This window comes from Pseudomonas fluorescens (assembly GCF_000967965.1).
Classification (GTDB): Bacteria; Pseudomonadota; Gammaproteobacteria; order Pseudomonadales; family Pseudomonadaceae; genus Aquipseudomonas; species Aquipseudomonas grandcourensis.
The window spans coordinates 45,291-65,455 of the sequence record NZ_LACC01000038.1 but is presented as its reverse complement, the minus strand read 5'-3'; the positions used below and the strand labels follow the sequence as shown (position 1 = coordinate 65,455).

The 20,165-nt window shown below is 61.4% G+C and carries 16 protein-coding genes; 4 read left to right on the top strand and 12 right to left on the bottom strand.

Translation table 11 applies throughout. The features are described from left to right. Positions 1-5: 5 nt before the first annotated feature. From selB to fdnG, 6 genes are read right to left on the bottom strand one after another with little or no spacing between them, the layout of a single operon-like run. Positions 6-1,913: a selenocysteine-specific translation elongation factor gene (gene selB, locus VC35_RS25420; RefSeq protein WP_046043336.1), complete on the bottom strand. Its 1,908-nt coding sequence runs from the start codon at positions 1,911-1,913 to the stop codon at positions 6-8. Further along, complete coding sequence (gene selA, locus VC35_RS25415; protein ID WP_046043335.1) at positions 1,910-3,340, bottom strand: L-seryl-tRNA(Sec) selenium transferase; 1,431 nt, start codon at positions 3,338-3,340, stop codon at positions 1,910-1,912. Before selA ends, selB begins: the two co-directional genes overlap by 4 nt. Positions 3,341-3,391: 51 nt before the next feature. Continuing rightward, the gene (fdhE, locus tag VC35_RS25410) at positions 3,392-4,318 is read right to left on the bottom strand and encodes a formate dehydrogenase accessory protein FdhE (RefSeq protein WP_046043334.1); all 927 of its coding nucleotides are present in this window, start codon (positions 4,316-4,318) and stop codon (positions 3,392-3,394) included. A gap of 3 nt (positions 4,319-4,321) precedes the next feature. Continuing rightward, positions 4,322-4,987, bottom strand: coding sequence for a formate dehydrogenase subunit gamma (locus VC35_RS25405; protein ID WP_046043333.1), 666 nt, complete (start codon positions 4,985-4,987; stop codon positions 4,322-4,324). Then, positions 4,984-5,919 (bottom strand): formate dehydrogenase subunit beta, encoded by a 936-nt coding sequence (fdxH, locus tag VC35_RS25400; RefSeq protein ID WP_046043332.1) that lies wholly within the window; start codon positions 5,917-5,919, stop codon positions 4,984-4,986. Before fdxH ends, VC35_RS25405 begins: the two co-directional genes overlap by 4 nt. Then, positions 5,920-8,985: a formate dehydrogenase-N subunit alpha gene (gene fdnG / locus VC35_RS25395; RefSeq protein ID WP_185754852.1), complete on the bottom strand. Its 3,066-nt coding sequence runs from the start codon at positions 8,983-8,985 to the stop codon at positions 5,920-5,922. 324 nt (positions 8,986-9,309) lie between these two features. On the opposite strand from fdnG, the gene VC35_RS25385 reads away from it, so the two are divergent. Further along, positions 9,310-10,464: a MalY/PatB family protein gene (locus VC35_RS25385; RefSeq protein WP_046043327.1), complete on the top strand. Its 1,155-nt coding sequence runs from the start codon at positions 9,310-9,312 to the stop codon at positions 10,462-10,464. Between the two features lie 75 nt (positions 10,465-10,539). Here VC35_RS25385 and VC35_RS25380 read toward each other — a convergent pair whose 3' ends face one another. Both VC35_RS25380 and VC35_RS25375 read right to left on the bottom strand, forming a co-directional pair. Continuing rightward, entirely contained in the window at positions 10,540-12,807 is a 2,268-nt protein-coding gene (locus VC35_RS25380) for an ATP-dependent DNA helicase (protein WP_046043326.1), read from the bottom strand. Next, positions 12,804-14,471: a VRR-NUC domain-containing protein gene (locus VC35_RS25375; protein ID WP_046043324.1), complete on the bottom strand. Its 1,668-nt coding sequence runs from the start codon at positions 14,469-14,471 to the stop codon at positions 12,804-12,806. Before VC35_RS25375 ends, VC35_RS25380 begins: the two co-directional genes overlap by 4 nt. A 194-nt stretch (positions 14,472-14,665) precedes the next feature. Here VC35_RS25375 and VC35_RS25370 point away from each other — a divergent pair, with 194 nt between their 5' ends. After that, positions 14,666-14,890, top strand: coding sequence for a YgdI/YgdR family lipoprotein (locus VC35_RS25370; RefSeq protein ID WP_046043323.1), 225 nt, complete (start codon positions 14,666-14,668; stop codon positions 14,888-14,890). A gap of 137 nt (positions 14,891-15,027) precedes the next feature. After that, on the top strand, positions 15,028-15,705 hold the full coding sequence (locus VC35_RS25365) for an MliC family protein (RefSeq protein ID WP_046043322.1): 678 nt from the start codon (positions 15,028-15,030) through the stop codon (positions 15,703-15,705). Between the two features lie 45 nt (positions 15,706-15,750). Here VC35_RS25365 and VC35_RS25360 read toward each other — a convergent pair whose 3' ends face one another. The 4 genes from VC35_RS25360 to VC35_RS25345 all read right to left on the bottom strand — a co-directional run bounded on the left by VC35_RS25360 (position 15,751) and on the right by VC35_RS25345 (position 19,569). Next, positions 15,751-16,836 carry a polyamine ABC transporter substrate-binding protein gene (locus VC35_RS25360; RefSeq protein ID WP_046043321.1) on the bottom strand — a complete coding sequence of 362 codons (1,086 nt, stop codon included), beginning with the start codon at positions 16,834-16,836 and terminating at the stop codon, positions 15,751-15,753. A gap of 75 nt (positions 16,837-16,911) precedes the next feature. After that, a complete protein-coding gene (locus VC35_RS25355; RefSeq protein ID WP_046043320.1) occupies positions 16,912-17,253 on the bottom strand; it encodes a cupin domain-containing protein in 342 nt (113 codons plus the stop codon). Between the two features lie 43 nt (positions 17,254-17,296). Further along, entirely contained in the window at positions 17,297-18,703 is a 1,407-nt protein-coding gene (locus VC35_RS25350) for an NAD(P)/FAD-dependent oxidoreductase (protein WP_046043319.1), read from the bottom strand. Between the two features lie 50 nt (positions 18,704-18,753). Continuing rightward, entirely contained in the window at positions 18,754-19,569 is an 816-nt protein-coding gene (locus tag VC35_RS25345; RefSeq protein WP_046043318.1) for a helix-turn-helix transcriptional regulator, read from the bottom strand. 266 nt (positions 19,570-19,835) lie between these two features. Between VC35_RS25345 and VC35_RS25340 the strand changes: the two genes are divergently transcribed. Beyond that, positions 19,836-20,108 carry a DUF1652 domain-containing protein gene (locus VC35_RS25340; protein ID WP_046043362.1) on the top strand — a complete coding sequence of 91 codons (273 nt, stop codon included), beginning with the start codon at positions 19,836-19,838 and terminating at the stop codon, positions 20,106-20,108. Positions 20,109-20,165: the final 57 nt, after the last annotated feature.

Here is a 20,165-nt window from a genome sequence, read left to right as displayed (position 1 = left end):
TTGAATCAGTGCTCTGTGCGCTGGGCCAACGCACTGTCCAGGCGTATCTGCCGACGATCACCAAAACGCCGGGTCAGGCCGATACGGTCGAAGTACTCCAGGATCTGGATGCTGCGCTTGCGACCCAGACCCACCGCATCACGAAACGCTGCCACCTGGATCACCGGGTTTGCGTTTGCCAGTTGCAACAGCATAGCCGCCAATCGTCGAATCATGCTGTCGGTGTAAAACAGATCGCGCACCACTTGATGGAGCAGCCCCAGCCGGGCCATTTTGAGCAGCAATGCGCGGACGGTTGGCTCATCATGCCCCAGGTCGCGCACCCAGGGCGGATCGAATCCGGCTTGTTCGAACAACGGCTGCAAGCATTGCCACAAGGCCTCATCTTCCTCACTTAAGCGCACCTGATGTTCGGGCAGGTGCAACCACGGTCCACTGCTGACCATAACGCCGCTGACCAGCAGTTCATCGAGCAGGCTGATAAACGTCGAGCGTTCCAGAGTGCTACCGGCAAATCGGCGCAGGCGATCCCGGTCCGGCCCCATCTGATCCGGTTCTTGCTGATGAAAACGTGCGAGGTGCTCCAGTACTGCTGCCTTCAAGGCTTCCCAACGGCTGGCACTGAACAGCAACGGGCCTTGGCGGGTGTCGATCAGGCGCACGTCAGCGGGCAACAGCCAACTGCTGCGCGGTCGGTTGAACTGCCGCTCCAGGCGCTGCGGATCAAGCCCTGTGTCGCTATGGGCCAGCAATGCCGGCAAAACATCTTCCAGCCCGGCACTGCTCGCCAGCGCACCCAGTTGAGCCAGACGTTCGGGGCTTCGGCGTTGCCGGGTGGGTGCAAACGGATCGAGCACCCGGCCACCACCCAGCGTACGTTGGGCACTCTGGTCGCGCAGGATCAGCGGGTCGCCTTTCACCGCATGCACCGCTGTGTTGAGCAGCAGTTGCGCAAACATCCGTTCTCCGGGTACCAGGCTGGTACCTTCCAGCAAGGCGACTCGCCCGGTGACGTCCTGGGTGCCGAGGTGCACGTGCACCGGTTGAAAGTGCTCGAAGGCCCGGGGTTCGCCGGCCAGCAACTGCATGTCGATATCCAGGCGCTGGGTGGGCGCATACAGGCCTTCGGCGAGTAACCAGTGGCCGCGATGGATGTGTTCCAGGGCCAGCCGTTCGGCACTCAGATTCAGTGCCACGCGCTGGCCGGAAAAAGCATGGTCGGCGGCCTGGTTTTGCGCGTGCAGGCCGCGAATGCGCACCGGTTTGCCTTGTGGTCCCAACAGCAGGGTATCGCCCACCGCGACCTGGCCGGACAGCGCCGTGCCGGTCACCACGATACCGGCCCCGGCCACGCTGAAGGCCCGATCGATCGCCAGGCGAAAACCACCTTCGGTGCTGCGTTGCTGTACTTCACGCTGGGCTTGCAGCAATTGTTGGCGCAGGGTTTCGATGCCCTCGCCGGTCACGCTCGACAGCACAATCAGCGGTGCATCGGCATAGGGTCCGGGCGCCAGCAAGGTACGGATCTGCTCGCGCACGTCCTGTACTCGGGCGCTGTCGACCCGGTCGCACTTACTGATCGCCACCAATGCCCGGGGGATACCCAGCAACTGGACAATCGCCAGGTGCTCGCGAGTCTGCGGCATCACCCCGTCATCGGCGGCCACCACCAGCAACACCAGATCGATGCCCTGCGCCCCGGCCAGCATGTTGTGGGTGAAGCGCTCATGGCCGGGAACGTCGATGAATCCGGTCAGCGGCGCGTCCGCCTCCAGCGCGGCATACAGGTAGCCGAGGTCGATGGTCATGCCGCGCTCGCGCTCTTCGCGGCGCCGGTCACCCGCCTGACCGGTCAGCGCCTGGAGCAGCGCCGTCTTGCCATGGTCGATGTGCCCTGCGGTGCCGACAATCACCCTGCCCGGCCCTCCACCTGTAATTGATCGAGTTGCGCCAGCCATGCCGGTTCGTCGTCCAGTTGCCGCAGGTCCAGCCACAGGGCGTCGTCGTCGATGCGCCCGAGGACCGCAATCGGCAAGGCGCGAAAGGCTTCTTCCAGCGTCAACAGGGATCGCCCGCGCAAGCGCTTGGACGTCAGCGGGCGCAGACACAGCGCGGCGCTGGCCAGCCGCGCCACCGGTTGGCTGCCACTGCCGATCATGCCCAGCGCCGGCATGGCGCTGACGCTCCAGCCATCACCCAGCACCTGGGCCAGCGCCGGCCGCAAACGCTCGGCCTGGGCGAGAATCTCGGCCTGTGGCCGAGTCAACAAGCGCAGGCTTGGCAAACGCTCGGCGAGGCGATCAGGGTTGCGGTACAAACCCAGCACCGCTTCCAGAGCGGCCAGAGTCATTTTGTCGACCCGCAGCGCCCGTTTGAGCGGGTTTTTCTTGATCCTGGCGATCAGATCCTTGCGTCCGACAATCAACCCGGCCTGTGGTCCGCCGAGCAGTTTGTCGCCACTGAAGGTGACGATGTCCGCGCCATCCAGCAGTGCTTGGCGCACCGTCGGCTCTGCCGGCAAACCCCAGCGGGTCAAGTCCAGCAGGCTGCCGCTGCCGAGGTCTTCGAGCAGCGGCAAACCGTGCAGGTGGGCCAGTTGCGCCAGTTCGGCGGTCGGCACGCTCGTTGTGAAGCCTTGAATGCTGTAGTTGCTTGCATGCACGCGCATGATCAAGCCGCTGCGTGGACCGATGGCCGCCTCGTAGTCGCGGACATGGGTGCGGTTGGTGGTGCCGACCTCAATCAGCTTCACCCCGGCGCGGGCCATGATGTCGGGAATACGGAAGGCACCGCCGATTTCAATCAGTTCGCCCCGGGAGATAATCCCTTCCTTGCGCGCACCGAGGCTGTTGAGGGTCAAGAGGACGGCTGCGGCATTGTTGTTGACCACGGTCACCGCTTCGGCGCCGGTCAGTTCGCGGATCAAGCCTTCGATCAGGTCGTCGCGATCTCCGCGCTTGCCGCTACGCAGGTCGAATTCGAGGTTGAGCGGATAGCGCGCGGCCATTTGCACCGCCTCGATCGCTTCTTCGGGCAACAGTGCCCGGCCGAGGTTAGTGTGCAAGACCGTGCCGGTGAGGTTGAACACCCGACGCACATGGCTGCGATGCTGGATTGCCAAGCGCTCGCCGACCCTGCCCGCCAGTACCTCAGGGCTGACTTCAACAGCTTCGAGCAAACCCTGCCGTACCCCTTCGCGCAGTTCATCCAGCAATAGCCGCAAGGCGCCCAGCAAGGCGTCGCGCCCATAGCGCTCGGCCAACGGCTGGCACGCCGGGTGACGCAACAGACTGTCGATGGAAGGTAGACGCAGGGGTTGGCTGGCACTGCGTGCAGACATCTGGCGCTCCTGAAAACGAATGACCCTCGCGCCAGAGTGTAGACGCTGCGGTTACTCGTCTCCCGGCGCCAGCAACAGATTCGGTGCCAGACGCTGATAACCGTCCTGAGTCAGGCGCATGTCGAGCATCAGACTGGACAGGTCGGCCGACAACGCTTCGGCGTCCGCATCGTTCTCCAGATAGAGCAACTTCAGATAGCTGTTGCAACCGGGGCAGATTTCGGCGCGCAACGGCGCCTGGTTGGCGGCATGGCGATCATCTTCAAGGCTGAGGTATTCCAGGCCCTTGCTCTGCTCGCAATACACGCACTTGACCCGCACCACATGCCACTCGCAGGCGCACAGCGAACAGACCAGATAACGCAAACCGTTGTGCTTGCCGCGATGACGGATGACCCCGGCCATGGCCGGCGAGCCACAGGCCGGGCATTGGCTGAGGCTGTCGCCAGCGGTCAGCGCAAGGTTCGGCGTACTCAACAGCCAGTGGCTCCAGGCTGTTTGCAACGCCGCACCGAGGAACGGTACCAGCGCGGCCGGTACCAGCGAATACTGGCCGCTGACCAGCGCCACTGCCCAGGCACGACGTTGTCCGGTACCGGCCAGGCGCAAGCTGTCCACGGCATCGGCCACGGCGGATTGCGGCGGTGCGCTATAGCGCTGCAACAAGGCATCGAGGTAAAGCTGCCAATCGTCTTCGCGCGCCAGGCTGTCGGCCGCGAACGGCGGCAAGCCGTGTTGCTGGCACAATTCGATGCGTTGTCGGTCGAGGGGTTCACTTTGCGGCGGGTCGTCCAGCACCTGTTGCTGCACCCGGCACAACCCGGCGATCAGGCGCAGGTAGTCGGCCAGCGGGTGCCCTTTGGCCAGGGTTTCCAGACGCTGGGCGCGCAGGCTGAACAGGTCATGCGGTGGCATGTAAAGAAACGGCGGCGAACTGGCCGCCGCTTCGATTTCTCCAGGTTCGAGGATGGTTGGCAAATGTCAGCCCTTTTTGGTGATCGGTCGCTTGGGTGCTTCGTTGCGGGTCTCATCTTGAGTCACTTGGCGATACCAGAGTTCGTGGTGTTTCCTGGCCCAGCCGCGGCTGACCCAGCCGTGCAACATGGCGCTGACCGAGCCCTTGATCCAGATGCCGGCATAGATGTGCACGATGATGCTCAGGATCAGCACAAAAGCGGCCAACGCATGCAGTAACATCGCCCAGCGTATCGCGGTGATGCCGAAATACTCGCTGAAGTACGCACGCCAGATCACCAGCCCGCTGAACAACAGCACCAGCATGCACAGCAGTAAAGTCCAGAACAGCAACTTCTGCCCGGGGTTGTACTTGCCGATGGGCGGGACGCCCTCCTCTTCATTTTTCATCACCCTATCGATGCGCTTGAGCCACAGGCGGTCATTGGCGATGAAGTAGTTGGCGCGCCAGAAGCGAATGACCAGGCCGAGGAACAGCAGGAACATCAGCACGCCCATGAACGGGTGTAGGATGCGTGTCCATGGCCCGCCGCCGAACAGGTTGCTGAGCCAGAACAGCGCCGGGTGGAACAGCGCCAGCCCGGACAGCCCGGCCATGAGGAACAGAATCGCCACCAGCCAGTGATTGGTGCGCTGGTTGCTGGTGTAGCGCAGGATCGTCTTGTTGCTCATGGCCTGCCCTCCCCACGGGGATCGAAGGTGTGCACCGACGGATCGACTTCATGCACGGCGTTGTCCGGTGGGTCCGGATGTTCATCCTCTTCGACGATTTGCGGGCCGACGCGCACGTAGTGGAAGAACCCTGCCAGCACCGCTGCGCCCATGGCCAGCAGCGCCAGGGGTTTGCTGATGCCTTTCCACAGCCCCACCAACGGGCTGATCGCCGGGTGATCGGGTAAGCCGGCGTATAGCCTTGGCGTATCGGCGTGGTGCAGCACGTACATCACGTGGGTGCCGCCGACGCCTTCGGGGTCGTACAGGCCGGCGTTTTCAAAGCCCCGGCTCTTGAGGTCGACGATGCGCTCGGCCGCATGCTCTTTCATGTCGTCCTTGGAGCCGAACACGATGGCACCGGTCGGGCAGGTTTTCACGCAGGCCGGTTCCAGCCCTACCGCCACCCGGTCCGAACACAACGTGCATTTGTAGGCCTTGTGATCCTTTTGCGAGATCCGTGGAATGTTGAACGGACACCCTGTGATGCAATAGCCGCAACCGATGCAATGATCCTGATCGAAATCGACGATGCCATTGGCGTGCTTGATGATCGCCCCCGGGCTGGGGCATGCCGCCAGACAACCGGGCTCGGCGCAGTGCATGCAGCCGTCCTTGCGGATCAGCCACTCCAGGTTGCCGGCGTCGGTTTCATGCTCGGTGAAGCGCATCAACGTCCAGGTTTCTGCGGTGAGGTCTTGCGGGTTGTCGTAGGTGCCGTGGTTGTGACCGACTTCGTCCCGCAGTTCGTTCCATTCAGAACAGGCGACCTGGCAGGCCTTGCAGCCGATGCATTTGGTGGTGTCGATCAGCTTGGCGACTTCCTCCATGCCGCGCACCGAGGGCGCGGGTGTGGTGGTGGCCGAGCGGGCAATGATGTCTTGGCTGGCCATTTAGACTTTCTCCACGTTGACCAGGAATGACTTGGATTCCGGGGTCTGGGTGTTGCCATCGCCGAGGAACGGCACCAGGGTGTTGGTCAGGTAACCGTGGCGCGTGAGGCCGGTGAAGCCCCAGTGCAACGGAATGCCGATCTGGTGCACCACCTGATTGTTGACCTGCAGCGGACGAATCCGCTTGGTCACCACGGCCACCGCTTCAATGAAGCCACGCTTGCTGCTGACCCGTACCCGGTCGCCAGCGACGATGCCTTTTTCCTTGGCCAGCACTTCGCCGATTTCCACGAACTGCTCCGGCTGGGCAATCGCGTTGAGCTTGCAATGCTTGCTCCAGAAGTGGAAATGCTCGGTCAGCCGGTAACTGGTGGCGGCGTACGGGTAATCCTTGGCCACGCCGAGGGAATCCCACACCGAATCGAAGATCCGCGCCGCCGGGTTGCTGGTGGCTTTCTTGTTTTGCGGGTGCAGCGGGTTGATGCCGATCGGCGTCTCGAACGGCTCGTAGTGTTCCGGGAACGGGCCTTCGTTCATCTTGTCGACGGCGAAGAATCGCGCCACGCCCTCGGGGTTCATGATGAACGGATTCATCCCCGCTTCCGGCGGCACGTCGGCCTTGTAGTCCGGCACATCGGTGCCGGCCCAGGTTTTGCCGTTCCACCACACCAGGCGTTTTTTCGGATCCCACGGCTTGCCTTGCAGGTCCGCCGAGGCGCGGTTGTAGAGGATCCGCCGGTTGGCCGGCCAGGCCCATGCCCAGCCTTGATGCTGGTGCATGCCGAATGGGTCGCTGTTGTCGCGGCGGGCCATCTGGTTGCCCAGTTCGGTCCAGCTGCCGCAGAAAATCCAGCAGCCGGACGCGGTGCTGCCGTCATCCTTGAGTTGGCCAAACCCGGCCAATTGTGAATTGCCCTTGATTGCCGCGCCCGTCGCGTCGGTGAAGTCCGTGGTGGCGTAGCCGTTGATTTCCTTGGCCAGCTCTTCAGGCGAAGGCTCGTCGGGGATTTTGTACGCCCAAGACAATTTGAGCATCGGATCGGGGTATTTGCCGCCATTAGCCTGGTAACGTTGGCGCAGACGCAGGAACAGTTCGCTCATGATCCGTATGTCGGTGCGCGCTTCGCCAGGACCATCCGCGCCCTTCCAGTGCCATTGCAACCAGCGACTGCTGTTGACCAGCGAACCGTCCTCCTCGGCAAAACAGGTGGTGGGCAGGCGAATGACTTCGGTCTGGATGTCGGCGCTGTTCACGTCATTGTACGGCCCGACCTTATGCCAGAACTCCGAGGTCTCGGTGGCCAGCGGATCCATCACCACCAGCCACTTCAACTTCGCCAACGCGAGCATCACCCGGTTTTTGTCCGGCAGCGCCGCGATAGGGTTGAAGCCCTGGCACAGGTAGCCATTGACCTTGCCCTGGCCCATCAGGTCGAACACCTTGAGGATGTCGTATTGGGGAATGTCCAGTTTCGGCAGGTAGTCGTAGGCCCAGTTGTTCTCGGCCGTGGCGTTGGCGCCGTACCAGGCTTTCATCAGGCTGACGTGGAATTTGCCGTAGTTCTGCCAGTAGGACAGTTGCCCCGGGCGTAACGGTTTTTGCGTGCGCTTGACGATGTAGGCGTTGTAGTCCTGCTCGGCATCGCCGGGTAGCGAGAGGTAGCCCGGCAGTGAGTTGGACAATAAGCCCAGGTCGGTCAGCCCCTGGATGTTGGAGTGCCCGCGCAAGGCGTTCACGCCCCCGCCCGGCATGCCGACGTTACCCAGCAGCAGTTGCACCATCGCCGCGCTGCGGATCATCTGCGCGCCAGTCGAGTGCTGGGTCCAGCCCAGGGCATAGAGGATGGTCATGGTCTTGCCCGGCGTCGAGCAAGTGGCGATCTCCTCCCAGATTTTCTGCATGGCATCGACCGGCATGCCGCAGATCTGGCTCGCCAGGTCAATGTTGTAGCGGCTGTAATGCTGCTTCATCAATTGATAGACGCAGCGTGGGTTCTGCAGGGTTGGGTCGACTTTGGCAAAACCGTCTTCACCGAGCTCATAGCCCCAGCCAGATTTATCGGTGTAGAGGCGCTTGGCCGCGTCGTAGCCGCTGAAAATCCCGTCCTCGAAGCCATAGCCGGCTCTGACGATGAACGACACGTCGGTGTAGTTGCGCACGTATTCGTGCTGGATCTTGTCCTCGGTCAGCAGGTAATTGATCAGCCCGCCCATGAAGGCAATGTCGGTGCCGGTACGGATTGGCGCGTAATAGTCGGCCACCGAGGCGGTCCGGGTAAAACGCGGATCGATCACGATCAGCCGCGCCTTGTTGTGCGCCTTGGCTTCGGTCACCCATTTGAAGCCGCACGGGTGCGCTTCTGCTGCGTTGCCGCCCATCACCAGAACCAGATTCGCGTTGGCGATATCAGTCCAGGTGTTGGTCATGGCACCACGGCCGTACGTCGGGGCAAGACTTGCCACCGTCGGGCCGTGTCAGACACGCGCCTGGTTATCAAACCCCAGCATGCCGAGACTGCGCACCACCTTGTGGGTGATGTAGCCGGCTTCGTTGGACGCCGCCGACGCCGCGAGGAACCCGGTGGTCAGCCAGCGGTTCACCGTTTGGCCCTGGGCGTTCTTCTCGATGAAGTTGGCGTCGCGGTCGGCCTTCATCAGGTCGGCGATGCGATCGAGGGCTTCATCCCAGGAGACGCGGGTCCATTCGGTGCTGCCGGGTTTGCGCACCTGCGGGTATTGCAGGCGGCCGGGGCTGTGAATGAAGTCCAGCAGGCCTGCGCCTTTGGGGCAAAGGGTGCCACGGTTTACCGGGTGGTCGGCGTCGCCTTCGATGTGGATGATGTTTTGTGCGACGTTCTTCGCCGTATCGCCCTGGCTGTACATGATCACGCCGCAACCGACCGAGCAATACGGGCAGGTGTTGCGGGTTTCATGGGTGTGGGCGAGCTTGAAGTGACGCACCTGTTCGGCAAAGGCAACCGTCGGGGCCATGCCCAACGCGCCCAGGCTAGAGCCTGCAAGGCCGATACCGGCGACCTTGAAGAACTGACGACGGCTGAGATCCATCGTGCACTCCTGATCAGGTGGAGCCCGGTACATGGCCGGGCTTTTTTGAACAACCACGGTCGGGGCAGTCTGGCTGCCGACACTACAAACTGTAGTCAATGCTGTCGAATTCACCATGACAGCCGACCGTCGGACGATTTCCGGTGGGCGCCCAAGGCACACAACCTGTGGGAGCGAGCTTGCTCCGGGCGGCGATCCGACGATGGCGGTGGGTCATGCAACATCGATGCTGACTGTACTGGCCCCATCGCGAGCAAGCTCGCTCCCACAGGGCTTGGCGTTTATCATGGTCAGCATTCCAATCCAGCTTTCATGAGACTACGCATGACTTTCGATTTTGATCAGGTGTTCGACCGCCACAACACCGGCAGTACCAAGTGGAGCCGCTACCCGGCCGACGTGTTGCCGATGTGGGTCGCCGACATGGACTTCGCCGCGCCACCGGTGATCATCCAGGCCCTGCAAAAGCGACTGGAACACCCGATGGTCGGCTACAGCGTGGCCCAGGATGACCTGCGCGAGGCGATCGTTGCCGATCTCTGGAACAAGTACGCCTGGCGCGTAGAGCCCCAGGAGTTGATTTTCCTGCCGGGCGTCGAGTCCGGTTTCAACATGGCGTTGAAGGCACTGGTGCAGGCGCCACAGAATGTCGTTGTGCAGGTGCCGAACTACCCGCCGCTGCGCCATGCGCCCGGGCATTGGGGCCTGAACAAGGTCGAGTTGAATTTCGATGCGCAAGCCGACGGCACCTACACCACGCCGCTGGATACCCTGAGCCAGTCGCTGCAAGGTGGTGGCGCACTGCTGCTGAGCAACCCGCACAACCCGCTGGGCAAGGCCTTTCCCCGCGCAGAGCTGCAAGCCATTGCCGATATTTGCCTTGAGCATGATGCCTGGATCATTTCCGACGAGATCCACGCCGAGTTGTGCTTCGACGGTCGCCAGCACATTCCGATGGCGACCCTGAGCCCGCAAGTCGCCCAGCGCACCATCACGCTGATGTCGGCAAGCAAGGCCTACAACATTGCCGGCCTGAAGACCTCGTTCATGATCATCCAGGACCGCCATCTGCGCGAGAAGGTCAACCACGCCCGTTGCGGCATGGTCGACAGCGTCAATCCGCTGGGCATGGAAGCCACCCGGATCGCCTACAGCGAAGCCGCGCCATGGCTGGCCGAGCTGAAGGTCTACCTGCAAGGCAATCGCGACTTCCTGGCCGAGGCCGTGCGCACCCGCCTGCCGGGCGTCACCATGAACCTGCCGCAAAGCACCTACCTGGCGTGGCTCGATTGCACGGCACTGGGGCTGGACGACCCGCAGCAGTTCTTCATTGAGCAGGCCAAGGTCGGTTTGAGCGCCGGCCTGGACTTCGGCGATGACTGCAAGCAGTTCGTACGCCTGAACTTCGGCTGCCCACGGTCGCTGCTGGAAGAAGGCATTGCGCGGATGGAGCGCAGCTTGCGCCATCTCAAGGCCTGACCCGCTCTCAGCAATAACGAAGATCCCTGTGGGAGCGAGCTTGCTCGCTCCCACAGGGCGCCCGATGCTGTGATGCTACGAACAATTGCCTGCCATGGCCCACCAACGCGGCAGCAACTGCCTGACCTTGCTCTCGCCAAAACGGTCGTCGATCAACATCACCACCCCTTGATCCTGTTGCGTACGGATCACCCGTCCAGCGGCCTGTACCACTTTCTGCACACCGGGATAAAGGTAGGTGTAGTCATAACCGGCACCGAAAATCGCGGCCATGCGCCGTTTCAGTTGCTCGTTCACCGGATTGAGCTGCGCCAGCCCCAACGTGGCGATAAACGCGCCGATCAATCGGGCGCCGGGCAAATCGATGCCTTCACCAAAGGCCCCGCCCAGCACCGCAAAGCCGACACCCTGGCCGTCGGCGTGAAACTGATCGAGAAACTGCTGACGCTGCGCCTCGCCCATGCCTCGGGATTGCGACCACAGGTTGATGTGCGGATGTTTCTCGGCGAGTAACTGCGCCACCTGCTGCAAGTAATCGAAACTGCTGAAAAACGCCAGGTAATTGCCGGGGCGCTCGCAGAACTGTCTGGCGATCAAGTCCACGATCGGTTCGAGTGATGCCTGGCGATGTACGAACCGCGTGGAGATCTGGTCAACGATGTGCACTTGCAGTTGATCGGCGTGAAACGGTGACTCGACGTCGATGCACACCGTGTCCGCCGGTGTCCCCAGTAAATCGGCGTAATAGTGCCGGGGGCTGAGAGTCGCGGAAAACAGCACCGTGCTACGCGCGGCGGTCAGGCGCGGGCGGATGAACCCGGCGGGGACCACATTGCGCAGGCACAGTTGCGAGAGATTGCGCTGGCGCTCGAGGTCGCGCTTGCTGATGTCGAACAGGAACTGCTCATCGAACAGTTCGGCGACCCGGCAAAAGTGCAGCATGTCGAAGTAGAACCCCTGCAGTGCGCTATCCAGGCCTTGTGGGTGATCGTTGAGGTAGTCACCGATGCTGGCGCTGCACGATGACAGTGCCTGAAGCAGCTTTTCCGGTGCCTTGTCATAGGCCTGATAGGCGCCGGTTTGCGCGTTATGCAGGGCATTCCACTCGCGGTTGACCCGCTGCATCGGTTTTTTCAGCACTTCGGGCGCGGTTTTGCGCACGCCATTGAAGGTCGCCTGATCGAGGCTGGCGCTGTACATCTGCCGGCCGCGTTCCACCAGGTTGTGGGCTTCGTCGACCAGCACCGCGACCTTCCAGTTGTTGGCCTGGGCCAGGCCGAACAGCAACGCGCTGAAATCGAAGTAATAGTTGTAGTCGGCAACCACCACGTCGGCCCAACGCGCCATCTCCTGGCTCAGGTAATACGGGCAGACGTCGTGGTCCAGGGCAACCTCGCGCAAGGCGCTCTGGTTCAACAGGCTCAGTTGGCTGGCCGCCTGCCGTGCGGCGGGCAGGCGATCGTAGAACCCCCGGGCCAGTGGGCAGGACTCGCCGTGGCAGGCTTTGTCCGGATGTTCACAGGCCTTGTCCCGGGCGATCATCTCCAGCACCCGCAACGGCGGCGCATCGGCGCTGGTTAGAATCACTTGCGCGGCGTCCAGGGCCAGTTGCCGTCCCGGTGTTTTCGCCGTGAGGAAGAACACTTTGTCCAGTTGCTGCGGCGCCAGGGCCTTGAGCATGGGGAACAAGGTGCCCAGGGTCTTGCCGATGCCCGTGGGCGCCTGGGCCATCAGGCAGCGCCCCGTGCTGATGGCCTTGAACACCGACTCGGCCAGATGGCGTTGCCCCGGTCGAAAACCGGCATGGGGAAAGGCCAGGCCCTGCGCCGCCCGATTGCGCCCTTCTCGATGGGCGACTTCCTGCTCGGCCCATTGCAGGAACAGCGCGCAATGCCGCTCGAAGAATTGTTGCAGCTCGATGGCGTCGAAAGGTTCGACCAGGCAGGTTTCCTTTTCGCTGACGATGTCGAAATACACCAGAGCCAAGTTGATCCGTGCCAGTTCCAGTTTGCGGCACATCAACCAGCCGTAGATTTTCACCTGGGCCCAATGCAACTGGCGGTGGTTGGCCGGTTGTTTGCCCAAGTCGCCGCGGTAGGTCTTGACCTCTTCCAGACAGTTTTTCTCGGGGTCATAGCCATCCGCCCTGCCCTTGACCGTCAAGGTCTGATAATGGCCCTCGAGGGCGACTTCGCTTTGGTAGCCCTCGCTGCGCCGCGAGGCCACCGTACGGTGGCCGACGATACCTTCCAGCGCGGTCGGTGACGGTGTGAAGCGCAGGTCGAGGTCGCCGACCTTGGCGGTGAACTCGCACAGCGCCCGCACCGCAATGCTGTAGCTCAATCGTCCTGCTCCGCCCATTGCACGTAGCACACGGCGATGGGCATCTGGTGTTCGTGGCAGAACTCCAGCCAGCGCAACTGGTTGTCCTGCAGGCGATCGCCCGGGCCTTTGACTTCGATCATGCGGTAGGTCTTTTGCTGCGGCCAGAACTGGATCAGGTCCGGCATGCCGGCGCGATTGGCCTTGATGTCCAGCAAGAGGCGGTTGAACCAGTGCTTGAGGTGTTCGGCCGGAAGGCAATCGAGGGCTTGCTCCAGCAACTCTTCGCTGAGCACGCTCCAGAACACGAACGGCGACTGCACGCCCCACTTGGCGGCATACCGTTCGCGGATGGTCTGCCGGTAGCGCCCGTCGTCGAGTTCGGCCAGGCACGCCTGAAACAGTTCGGCCCGGCGGACCTGGAAGTCTTCGCTGAGCAGATCTACCGGCCCGCGCTGGAACGGGTGAAAAAACGCCCCCGGCAACGGCGCGAAAATCGCTGGCCAGCACAGCAGGCCAAACAGTGAATTGACCAGGCTGTTTTCCACGTAGTGCACCGGCGCCGAATCCTGTGCCAGATGCGCCTGAACGTAGAACTCCACCGATAACGCCGGGTCAGTCCTGGGCAATTGCAGGTCCAGGCGCTGCATTTCCCGAGGCGCAGCCCGCTTGATGGGCGGCCCGCCGAGCTTGCGCCGCAGGCGTGGCAGCACGCGGAGCAACTGCTGGTGTTCGGCGGCGCTTTCCGGCGCCTGCTCGGCCTTCTCGGCCAGGTCCATGGCCTGTTCAAACTGACCGCTGCGTTCCAGCACGCGAATCAGCCGCGCCCGCGCGCCGGGATAAGCACATTCGCGGTACAGGTTCAGGGCCATGGAGAAATCCGCGATGCGCTCGCAGTACTGGGCCATCTGGAACAGCAGCTTGCCGCGCCGGCGTTGCAACCACGGATTATCCAGCGCCAGTCCCTTGATCCGCTCCGCCACCTCTTCCAGCGTTTCACCGGCCTCGAATTGTTGCTGGTACGCGTGCAAGAGGACGCAGGCATCCACGTCTTCGCGGCTGCGCAAACCGCGGGACTCGGCGCAGAATTCGACTTTTTCGTAGGTGTAGATACCGAGGTCAGCCAACACGAACTCCGACCAGTCCTGATACAGGTTGCCGAAAAACATCAGGCGCAGGCGATCGCACAATTGCATGATGGTCAGGCTGAACAGGCGCTCGTCCAGGGCCGGGCACCAGTCGTTGAAGCTTTGTACCTGGGGAAACTGCTCGCACAGCGCCGGCAGCCAATCGGCTTTCTTGCCTTTGGGGTGATCGATTGCCGGGCCAAAGGCCTGGAGGATTTCACCCTTGAGCAGCACCTCGAACAGAGCGTCGACTGTCAACGGTATTCGCTCATCGACCCAGCCAAGCGCTAACAGCGGCCCGACGGCGCTGCCGGTATCGCCGATTTCCTCGTAATGCAGTTTGCTCGCCCTGAAATGAACGCCCTTGCGCATGACCATTCTGACCAGCAGTGCCTGCGATTCACGGGGCAACCGCTTAAACTCATTAATGAAACGCAGCTCGTCGACGCTCAGCACATCGGCAAAGCGCTGATCAAGCCAATCAAGCACTTGCATGAAGTTGTTCAAGTAATAGAACGGATCGTCGAGGGGATTTGCGGTCACTGGAAAAAGGGCCATGGCGATGGATACTGGTTATGCATACAGATACCAGTTCCACGCCGCGTGGCGCAATCGGAAAAGGATAAATGGCGGCGCTGTACAGAATTTTCCCAAGGCAGTAGAACTTTCCGCCCCCTGGCGGCACCAACCGCCATACAGGTGCAGTGACAGCCTCGGGCTGATGGCGCTGCCTTAACCTACGGGAGGTGATCATGGACATCAAGACATTGGGCCTGCCCCTGGCTGTAGCGGCCTTGCTGGCGCTGGCCGGTTGCTCGACGCCAACGGTGGTGACGCTGCAAAACGGCACTCAATACCTGACCAAGGACATGCCGAAGACCAAAACCAAGGACGGGTTCTTTGAGTTTGAGGACATTTCCGGTGCGATGGTGAAAGTCAGGGCCGATGAAGTAGCGACGATTCGCGAAGAAGACTGACGTTTCTCCTGGCACGATGTGGCAGGTTTCGAGCACTGCTTTACACTCGATAGACCCCGTGCGACCGAATGACTGTGCAACGCTTCGACACAGGCGTTGCAATACGGGCATCACGCAAAGACTCAGGTGACGCCGAAATGAAAATGGTCATGCCACTTCTGGCCTCTGTGCTCGCCGTCAGCACGTGCATGACGGCGAGCCTGTGTGATGCCGCCACAAAGGCAAAACCCAAGCCAAAGCCCTTGCCAACGTACAAAACCAGTTTCGATTGCGCCACTCCCCAGGCATCCGCCGAAAAGCTTGTCTGTCACGACGCTCAACTGGCGCGCATGGATCTGGAGCTCAATCGTCTTTATCTCCTGGCGCTCACCGACGAACACTCAGTGCCGCGCCCGAATAAAGTCGAGATTGACCAGCGGTTCTGGCTTGAGTCCCGTAACCAGTGTGGTGGCGGGACTCAAGCCAAGGCCTGCGTCGTGCGAAGTTATGCCGAGCGTGCGTTCCAACTGCGCCAGGGTTCGGCCATTGCGAGAACCAAGGACCCAAGCAGGCTCACGGAAGGCCCGTTGGCTTATCGTTGCGCAGGGTTTAATGCATTGGTTGCCGCCACCTTCTTTACGGTCGAACCGGGCGTGGTGTTCCTCAAATGGGCCAACTCCTCGGTGACGCTGAACCAGGTGCCGAACAATTCAGGAAACCAATACACGGGCAAGGATTACAAGGGCAGCTACAGCTTCTGGCAAATCGGCGATGAGGTGTTTTTCCAGATACCCGGCTCAGGCCAGATGAGTTGCGCAGCCGAGCCGGTCGGCTGATGACGATGGCAACGGGACGTCCTGTCCCGTTCGCCTGACCAGCTTTCAGCTGCCGGTGCGAATCTTGTTCCACGCTCGCGTGCGAATCCGGTCGATATTCAACGGCATGGCTTCCAGGGCAAACAGCTTGCCCATCATTTCCGGACTTGGGTAAACCTTGGTGTCGTTCTTGATGGCTGGATCGATCAGGCTGTCAGCCTGTTCATTGCCATTGGCGTAATGCACATAATTGCTGATGCCGGCCATGACGTCCGGGCGCAGCAGGTAGTTCATAAAGGCGTAACCGGCCTTTTCATCCGGGGCATCGACCGGCATGGCAACCATGTCGAACCAGATCGCGGCGCCCTCCTTGGGAATCGAGTAGCCGATGTCGATACCGTTCTTGGCTTCCCTGGCGCGGTTTTCCGCTTGCAGGATGTCACCGGAAAAGCCGACCGCGACGCAGATATCGCCATTGGCCAGGTCACTGGTGTACTTGGACGAGTGGAAATAGCTGACATATGGCCGCACCTTCATCAGCAGGGCTTCGGCCTTCTTGTAGTCTTCCGGGTTCTTGCTGTGATGGGGCAGCCCGAGGTAGTTCAACGCCGCCGGCAGCAGCTCCGGGCCGTTGTCGAGGATGGCCACCCCGCACTTCTGCAACTTCTGCATGTTCTCGGGCTTGAAGATCAGGTCCCAGGAGTCCACCGGGGCGTTGTCCCCCAGCACGGCCTTGACCTTGGCAATGTTGTAGCCGATGCCGGTGCTGCCCCACAGGTACGGGAAGCCGCGCTCGTTGCCCGGATCATTGGTCTGCAACGCCTTGAGCAACACAGGGTTGAGGTTCTTCCAGTTCGGCAGCTGACTCTTGTCGAGTTTCTTCAGCGCGCCGCCTTCAATTTGCCGGGCCATGAAGTGGTTGGACGGGAACACCACGTCGTAGCCGGATTTGCCGGTCATCAACTTGCCATCGAGGGTTTCGTTGCTGTCATAGACGTCATAGGTGACGTCGATGCCGGTTTCTTTCTGGAAGTTTTTCGTGGTGTCTGGCGCGATGTAATCCGACCAGTTGTAGATCTTGACGGTTTCGGCGGCCTGGCTGATCGATGCAACCAGCATCAGCGGGGCCAGAGTCAGTGTCTTTCGCAGCATGGGTCGATTCCTGTAGGTTTTTTTTGTTGGCAGGCAATCAAAGGATCAGCTTTCAAATTTCAAAGAATTGAAAATTCAAAAAATCAGGACATAGGTCTTGCGCACGGTTTCCTGGATGTCCCAAATGCCGAGGCTGTTGGCCGGCAACATCAGTGCGTCGCCGGCTTCTATGTACAGGGGCTCGCCGCCGTCCGGGGTAAAGGTGCAGCGGCCCTGGATGAAGTGACAGAATTCCTGGGCGACGATCTGCCGCCGCCAGCGCCCGGGGGTGCATTCCCAGACGCCGGTCTCGACGCCGTCGTCGCGTTCGACGCTGGTGGTCGAAGCCACGGCCACCGGGGTGCCCAGGGGCACGGCGACCGGATTGGACTCTTCCAGTTTCAGGGTTGCGGTGTTCTTGAATTGCGTGATGCTCATGGGAATACCTGTCGATATAGCCTGTAGATGAGGAGCGTGCCGTTTAGTGCATGAAACCTTCCATGAAACCGGCCACCCCGCTGGCCAGCTTGCGCCGCCAGGGCGCAGTGGCCGGGTTGGCGAGGGTCTGGTCCTCATGGACAAAGCTGCGGATGATCGCGTTGTAGCCGAGCCAGCGGATCGGCTCCGGCTCCCAGGCCCGCAGTGCATCGAGGCCACGCTGGGGAATGACCCACGGCTGGCGCACCAGATCGGTGTCGCGCCCCAGGATCAGGTCGGCCAGCGTGCGGCCCCCCAGGTTGCTGGCACCAACGCCCTCCCCGCCATAACCGCCCGACAGGGCAATGCCATTGGCCCGGTCGCAAAGCATGTGCGGCTGGAAATGCCGGGACATGCCCAGGTTGCCGCCCCAGGAATGGGTGATCTGCACGTTCTTCAACTGCGGGAACAGTTCGCCGAACAGGTAGCGCCGCAGCTGTATTTCGTCAGTGGTCAGGTCGAAGTCGTGCCGCAGCTTGCCGGCGAACTGGTAGCCACCACGGGCGCCGAAGATCAGTCGGTTGTCAGCGGTGCGCTGACCGTAGGTGACCTGGCGACTGGCCTCGCTGAACGCCTGGCCACGACTCAGGCCGATTTCGTCCCAGGTGGCCGCCGACAAGGGCTCGGTCGCGACGATCAGGCTCTGCACCGGCATCTGGAAACGCCCCAATGGCGGCAGCGTGACGGAATAGCCTTCTACCGCCGGCACCACCCAGCGACTGCGCACAGAGGCTTTCGCCGTGCGCAGGCTGCCGGACTGCCAATGGGTGACCGGGCTGTTTTCATAGATTCTGACGCCCAGGCGCTCCACCGCCCGGGCCAGCCCCCGTACCAGCCTAGCCGGGTGGATGGTCGCCACGTGCGGCGCGTAGATGCCGCCGTAGGGTTTGGCGATGCGGATCTGTTGCGCCAGTTGTTCCGGGGTCAGCCAGCGATAGTGGCTGTCGTTGAGGCCCCGACGGTGGAGATCGTCCAGGTAATGACGCAGGCTGGCCTCCTGCTCCGGGTAGCGCGCGGCGCAATACAGCACCCCGCCTTTACGGTAATCGCAGTCGATCCCCTCACGTTCGAGGACAATCTCCACTTCATCCGGAATGCTGTGCAACAGATGGTAGGAGGCCCGGCGATCTTCGACTGATAGATTGGCCAACAGGCGATCCTCACCCAGCAAATTGCCCATCAGCCAGCCACCATTGCGCCCCGACGCGCCGAAACCGGCGGTTTGCGCCTCGACAATCGCGATGTTCAGGTCTGGTTTGTGCTGCTTGAGGTAGTACGCGGTCCAGAGCCCGGTGTAACCGGCGCCGATGATCGCCACGTCGACATCCAGGTCCCGCTCCAGCGCAGGACGCGCCAACAGAGGCTCGTCGAGCTGGTCCATCCACAAACTGATAGTGCGCCACGCCGGCATGCAAGACTCCGCCACTCAAACTTCGATGGCATCGATCCTAGTGCGTGGGCTCAGGCGCTGTCTTGCGCGCGTGCACGCAAAGAAATTTGTTTGACGTAGGCCTTGGGCGACTGGCCGGTGTGCTGGCGGAAACAGCTGTAGAACGCCGACAGCGAATTGAATCCGGCAGCGAAGGCCAGCTCATCGATGCGCACTGGCGGCGTCGCGGCATCCAGCGCTGCGAGCAAATGTTGCAGGCGCGCCTGGTTGACGTAGCGGTAGAAGCTCTGGCCCAGCACCTGATTCAACAGGTAGGAAATCTGGTTGCGGCTGTAGCCACACTCCTTCGCCACCCGTTGCAGATCGAGCTCCGGGTCCAGATAAGGCTGTTGACCCTGGAAATACTGCTGCAGGTCATCGGCCATAAAGCTCAATTGGCGCGGCGACAGGCCGAGCCGGCTGACCGCCGGGCGCTGATTGCCGGACGCTTTGCTGCCGGGTTGCTCGTGCACCAATGACGCATATTCATTGACCCGCCAGATCAGCCCGTCCTTGACGGTAATCGCTTCGCTGGCGCGAAACGACACCAGCCCTTCACCGCCGCGCAGGGTGATGCGGTACTGAATGAACGCCGTGTTGCCGTCCAGTCGAATGCGGTCGGAATGCTCCAGCGCTTCATCCGGATCCCGGGGCATGCTGCTGCGCACATACTCGCGCAACTCGGCCAGGCCCATGACCTTGTTCTGGAAGAAATCGTTGTACTGGACTTCGGGGTGATAAAGCGCCATGACGCCATCCAGATCCCGGTGCTTCCAGCGCAAGTGATAGCGCATGACCGTCTCGCCCGTGGCCTGGGTTTGCAGCGGGCCATCATCATCGGCGTGCATTGAACATCTCTGCGGGAAAACACCGAGCTTGCCCAACTTGTGCGTTGTCTTCAACGACTAAACCGATGATGGCGGGCGCCCGCAATCGGCCGATAAGCGTGAGCCGGATCAAAAAAAACAGCGGCAATCGCCAAACGACCTGAAAACTCCACATTATTTTCACATCCGGATGCTACTTTTAAAAACTGTCACTGGTTGAACCAATGAAGGTTCTTCCCTCCTACCATGAGCTAACGGACGCGCTCGATAATGAAGGCGGGCAACACATGAATATAGGGTTCAGTAAGGTTACGTTTCCAAACGCCTGCCAGCTGATGCGCTGGCATTTTCATCCCATGGGTTTCGAGGCGAGCATGGACGCGCCGGGCAGCATGATTGCCCGTCTTTTTGATCGTGCCACTGGCGAGACCATGATCGCCATTGCCGGTATTCCGTGCGCCACCGTCATGAATGCTGCGGATGTAGAACTGATAATCGAAGCGGTGGAGGATGAACTTGAAGCCTTCGTACCACCACAAGCCCTCAGGAGTTATGCCTGAAGGCTGAACGCCCACAAAAAAGCCCACGTCAGGTGTAATACCGTTCATTTAAGAGAT

Coding starts and splice junctions, on each gene's coding strand:
- selA (WP_046043335.1), bottom strand. CDS start 3,340: ATGTCTGCACGCAGTGCCAGCCAACCCCTGCGTCTACCTTCCATCGAC.
- VC35_RS25405 (WP_046043333.1), bottom strand. CDS start 4,987: ATGAGCAACAAGACGATCCTGCGCTACACCAGCAACCAGCGCACCAAT.
- fdxH (WP_046043332.1), bottom strand. CDS start 5,919: ATGGCCAGCCAAGACATCATTGCCCGCTCGGCCACCACCACACCCGCG.
- VC35_RS25385 (WP_046043327.1), top strand. CDS start 9,310: ATGACTTTCGATTTTGATCAGGTGTTCGACCGCCACAACACCGGCAGT.
- VC35_RS25375 (WP_046043324.1), bottom strand. CDS start 14,471: ATGGCCCTTTTTCCAGTGACCGCAAATCCCCTCGACGATCCGTTCTAT.
- VC35_RS25370 (WP_046043323.1), top strand. CDS start 14,666: ATGGACATCAAGACATTGGGCCTGCCCCTGGCTGTAGCGGCCTTGCTG.
- VC35_RS25365 (WP_046043322.1), top strand. CDS start 15,028: ATGAAAATGGTCATGCCACTTCTGGCCTCTGTGCTCGCCGTCAGCACG.
- VC35_RS25360 (WP_046043321.1), bottom strand. CDS start 16,836: ATGCTGCGAAAGACACTGACTCTGGCCCCGCTGATGCTGGTTGCATCG.
- VC35_RS25355 (WP_046043320.1), bottom strand. CDS start 17,253: ATGAGCATCACGCAATTCAAGAACACCGCAACCCTGAAACTGGAAGAG.
- VC35_RS25350 (WP_046043319.1), bottom strand. CDS start 18,703: ATGCCGGCGTGGCGCACTATCAGTTTGTGGATGGACCAGCTCGACGAG.
- VC35_RS25345 (WP_046043318.1), bottom strand. CDS start 19,569: ATGCACGCCGATGATGATGGCCCGCTGCAAACCCAGGCCACGGGCGAG.
- VC35_RS25340 (WP_046043362.1), top strand. CDS start 19,836: ATGAATATAGGGTTCAGTAAGGTTACGTTTCCAAACGCCTGCCAGCTG.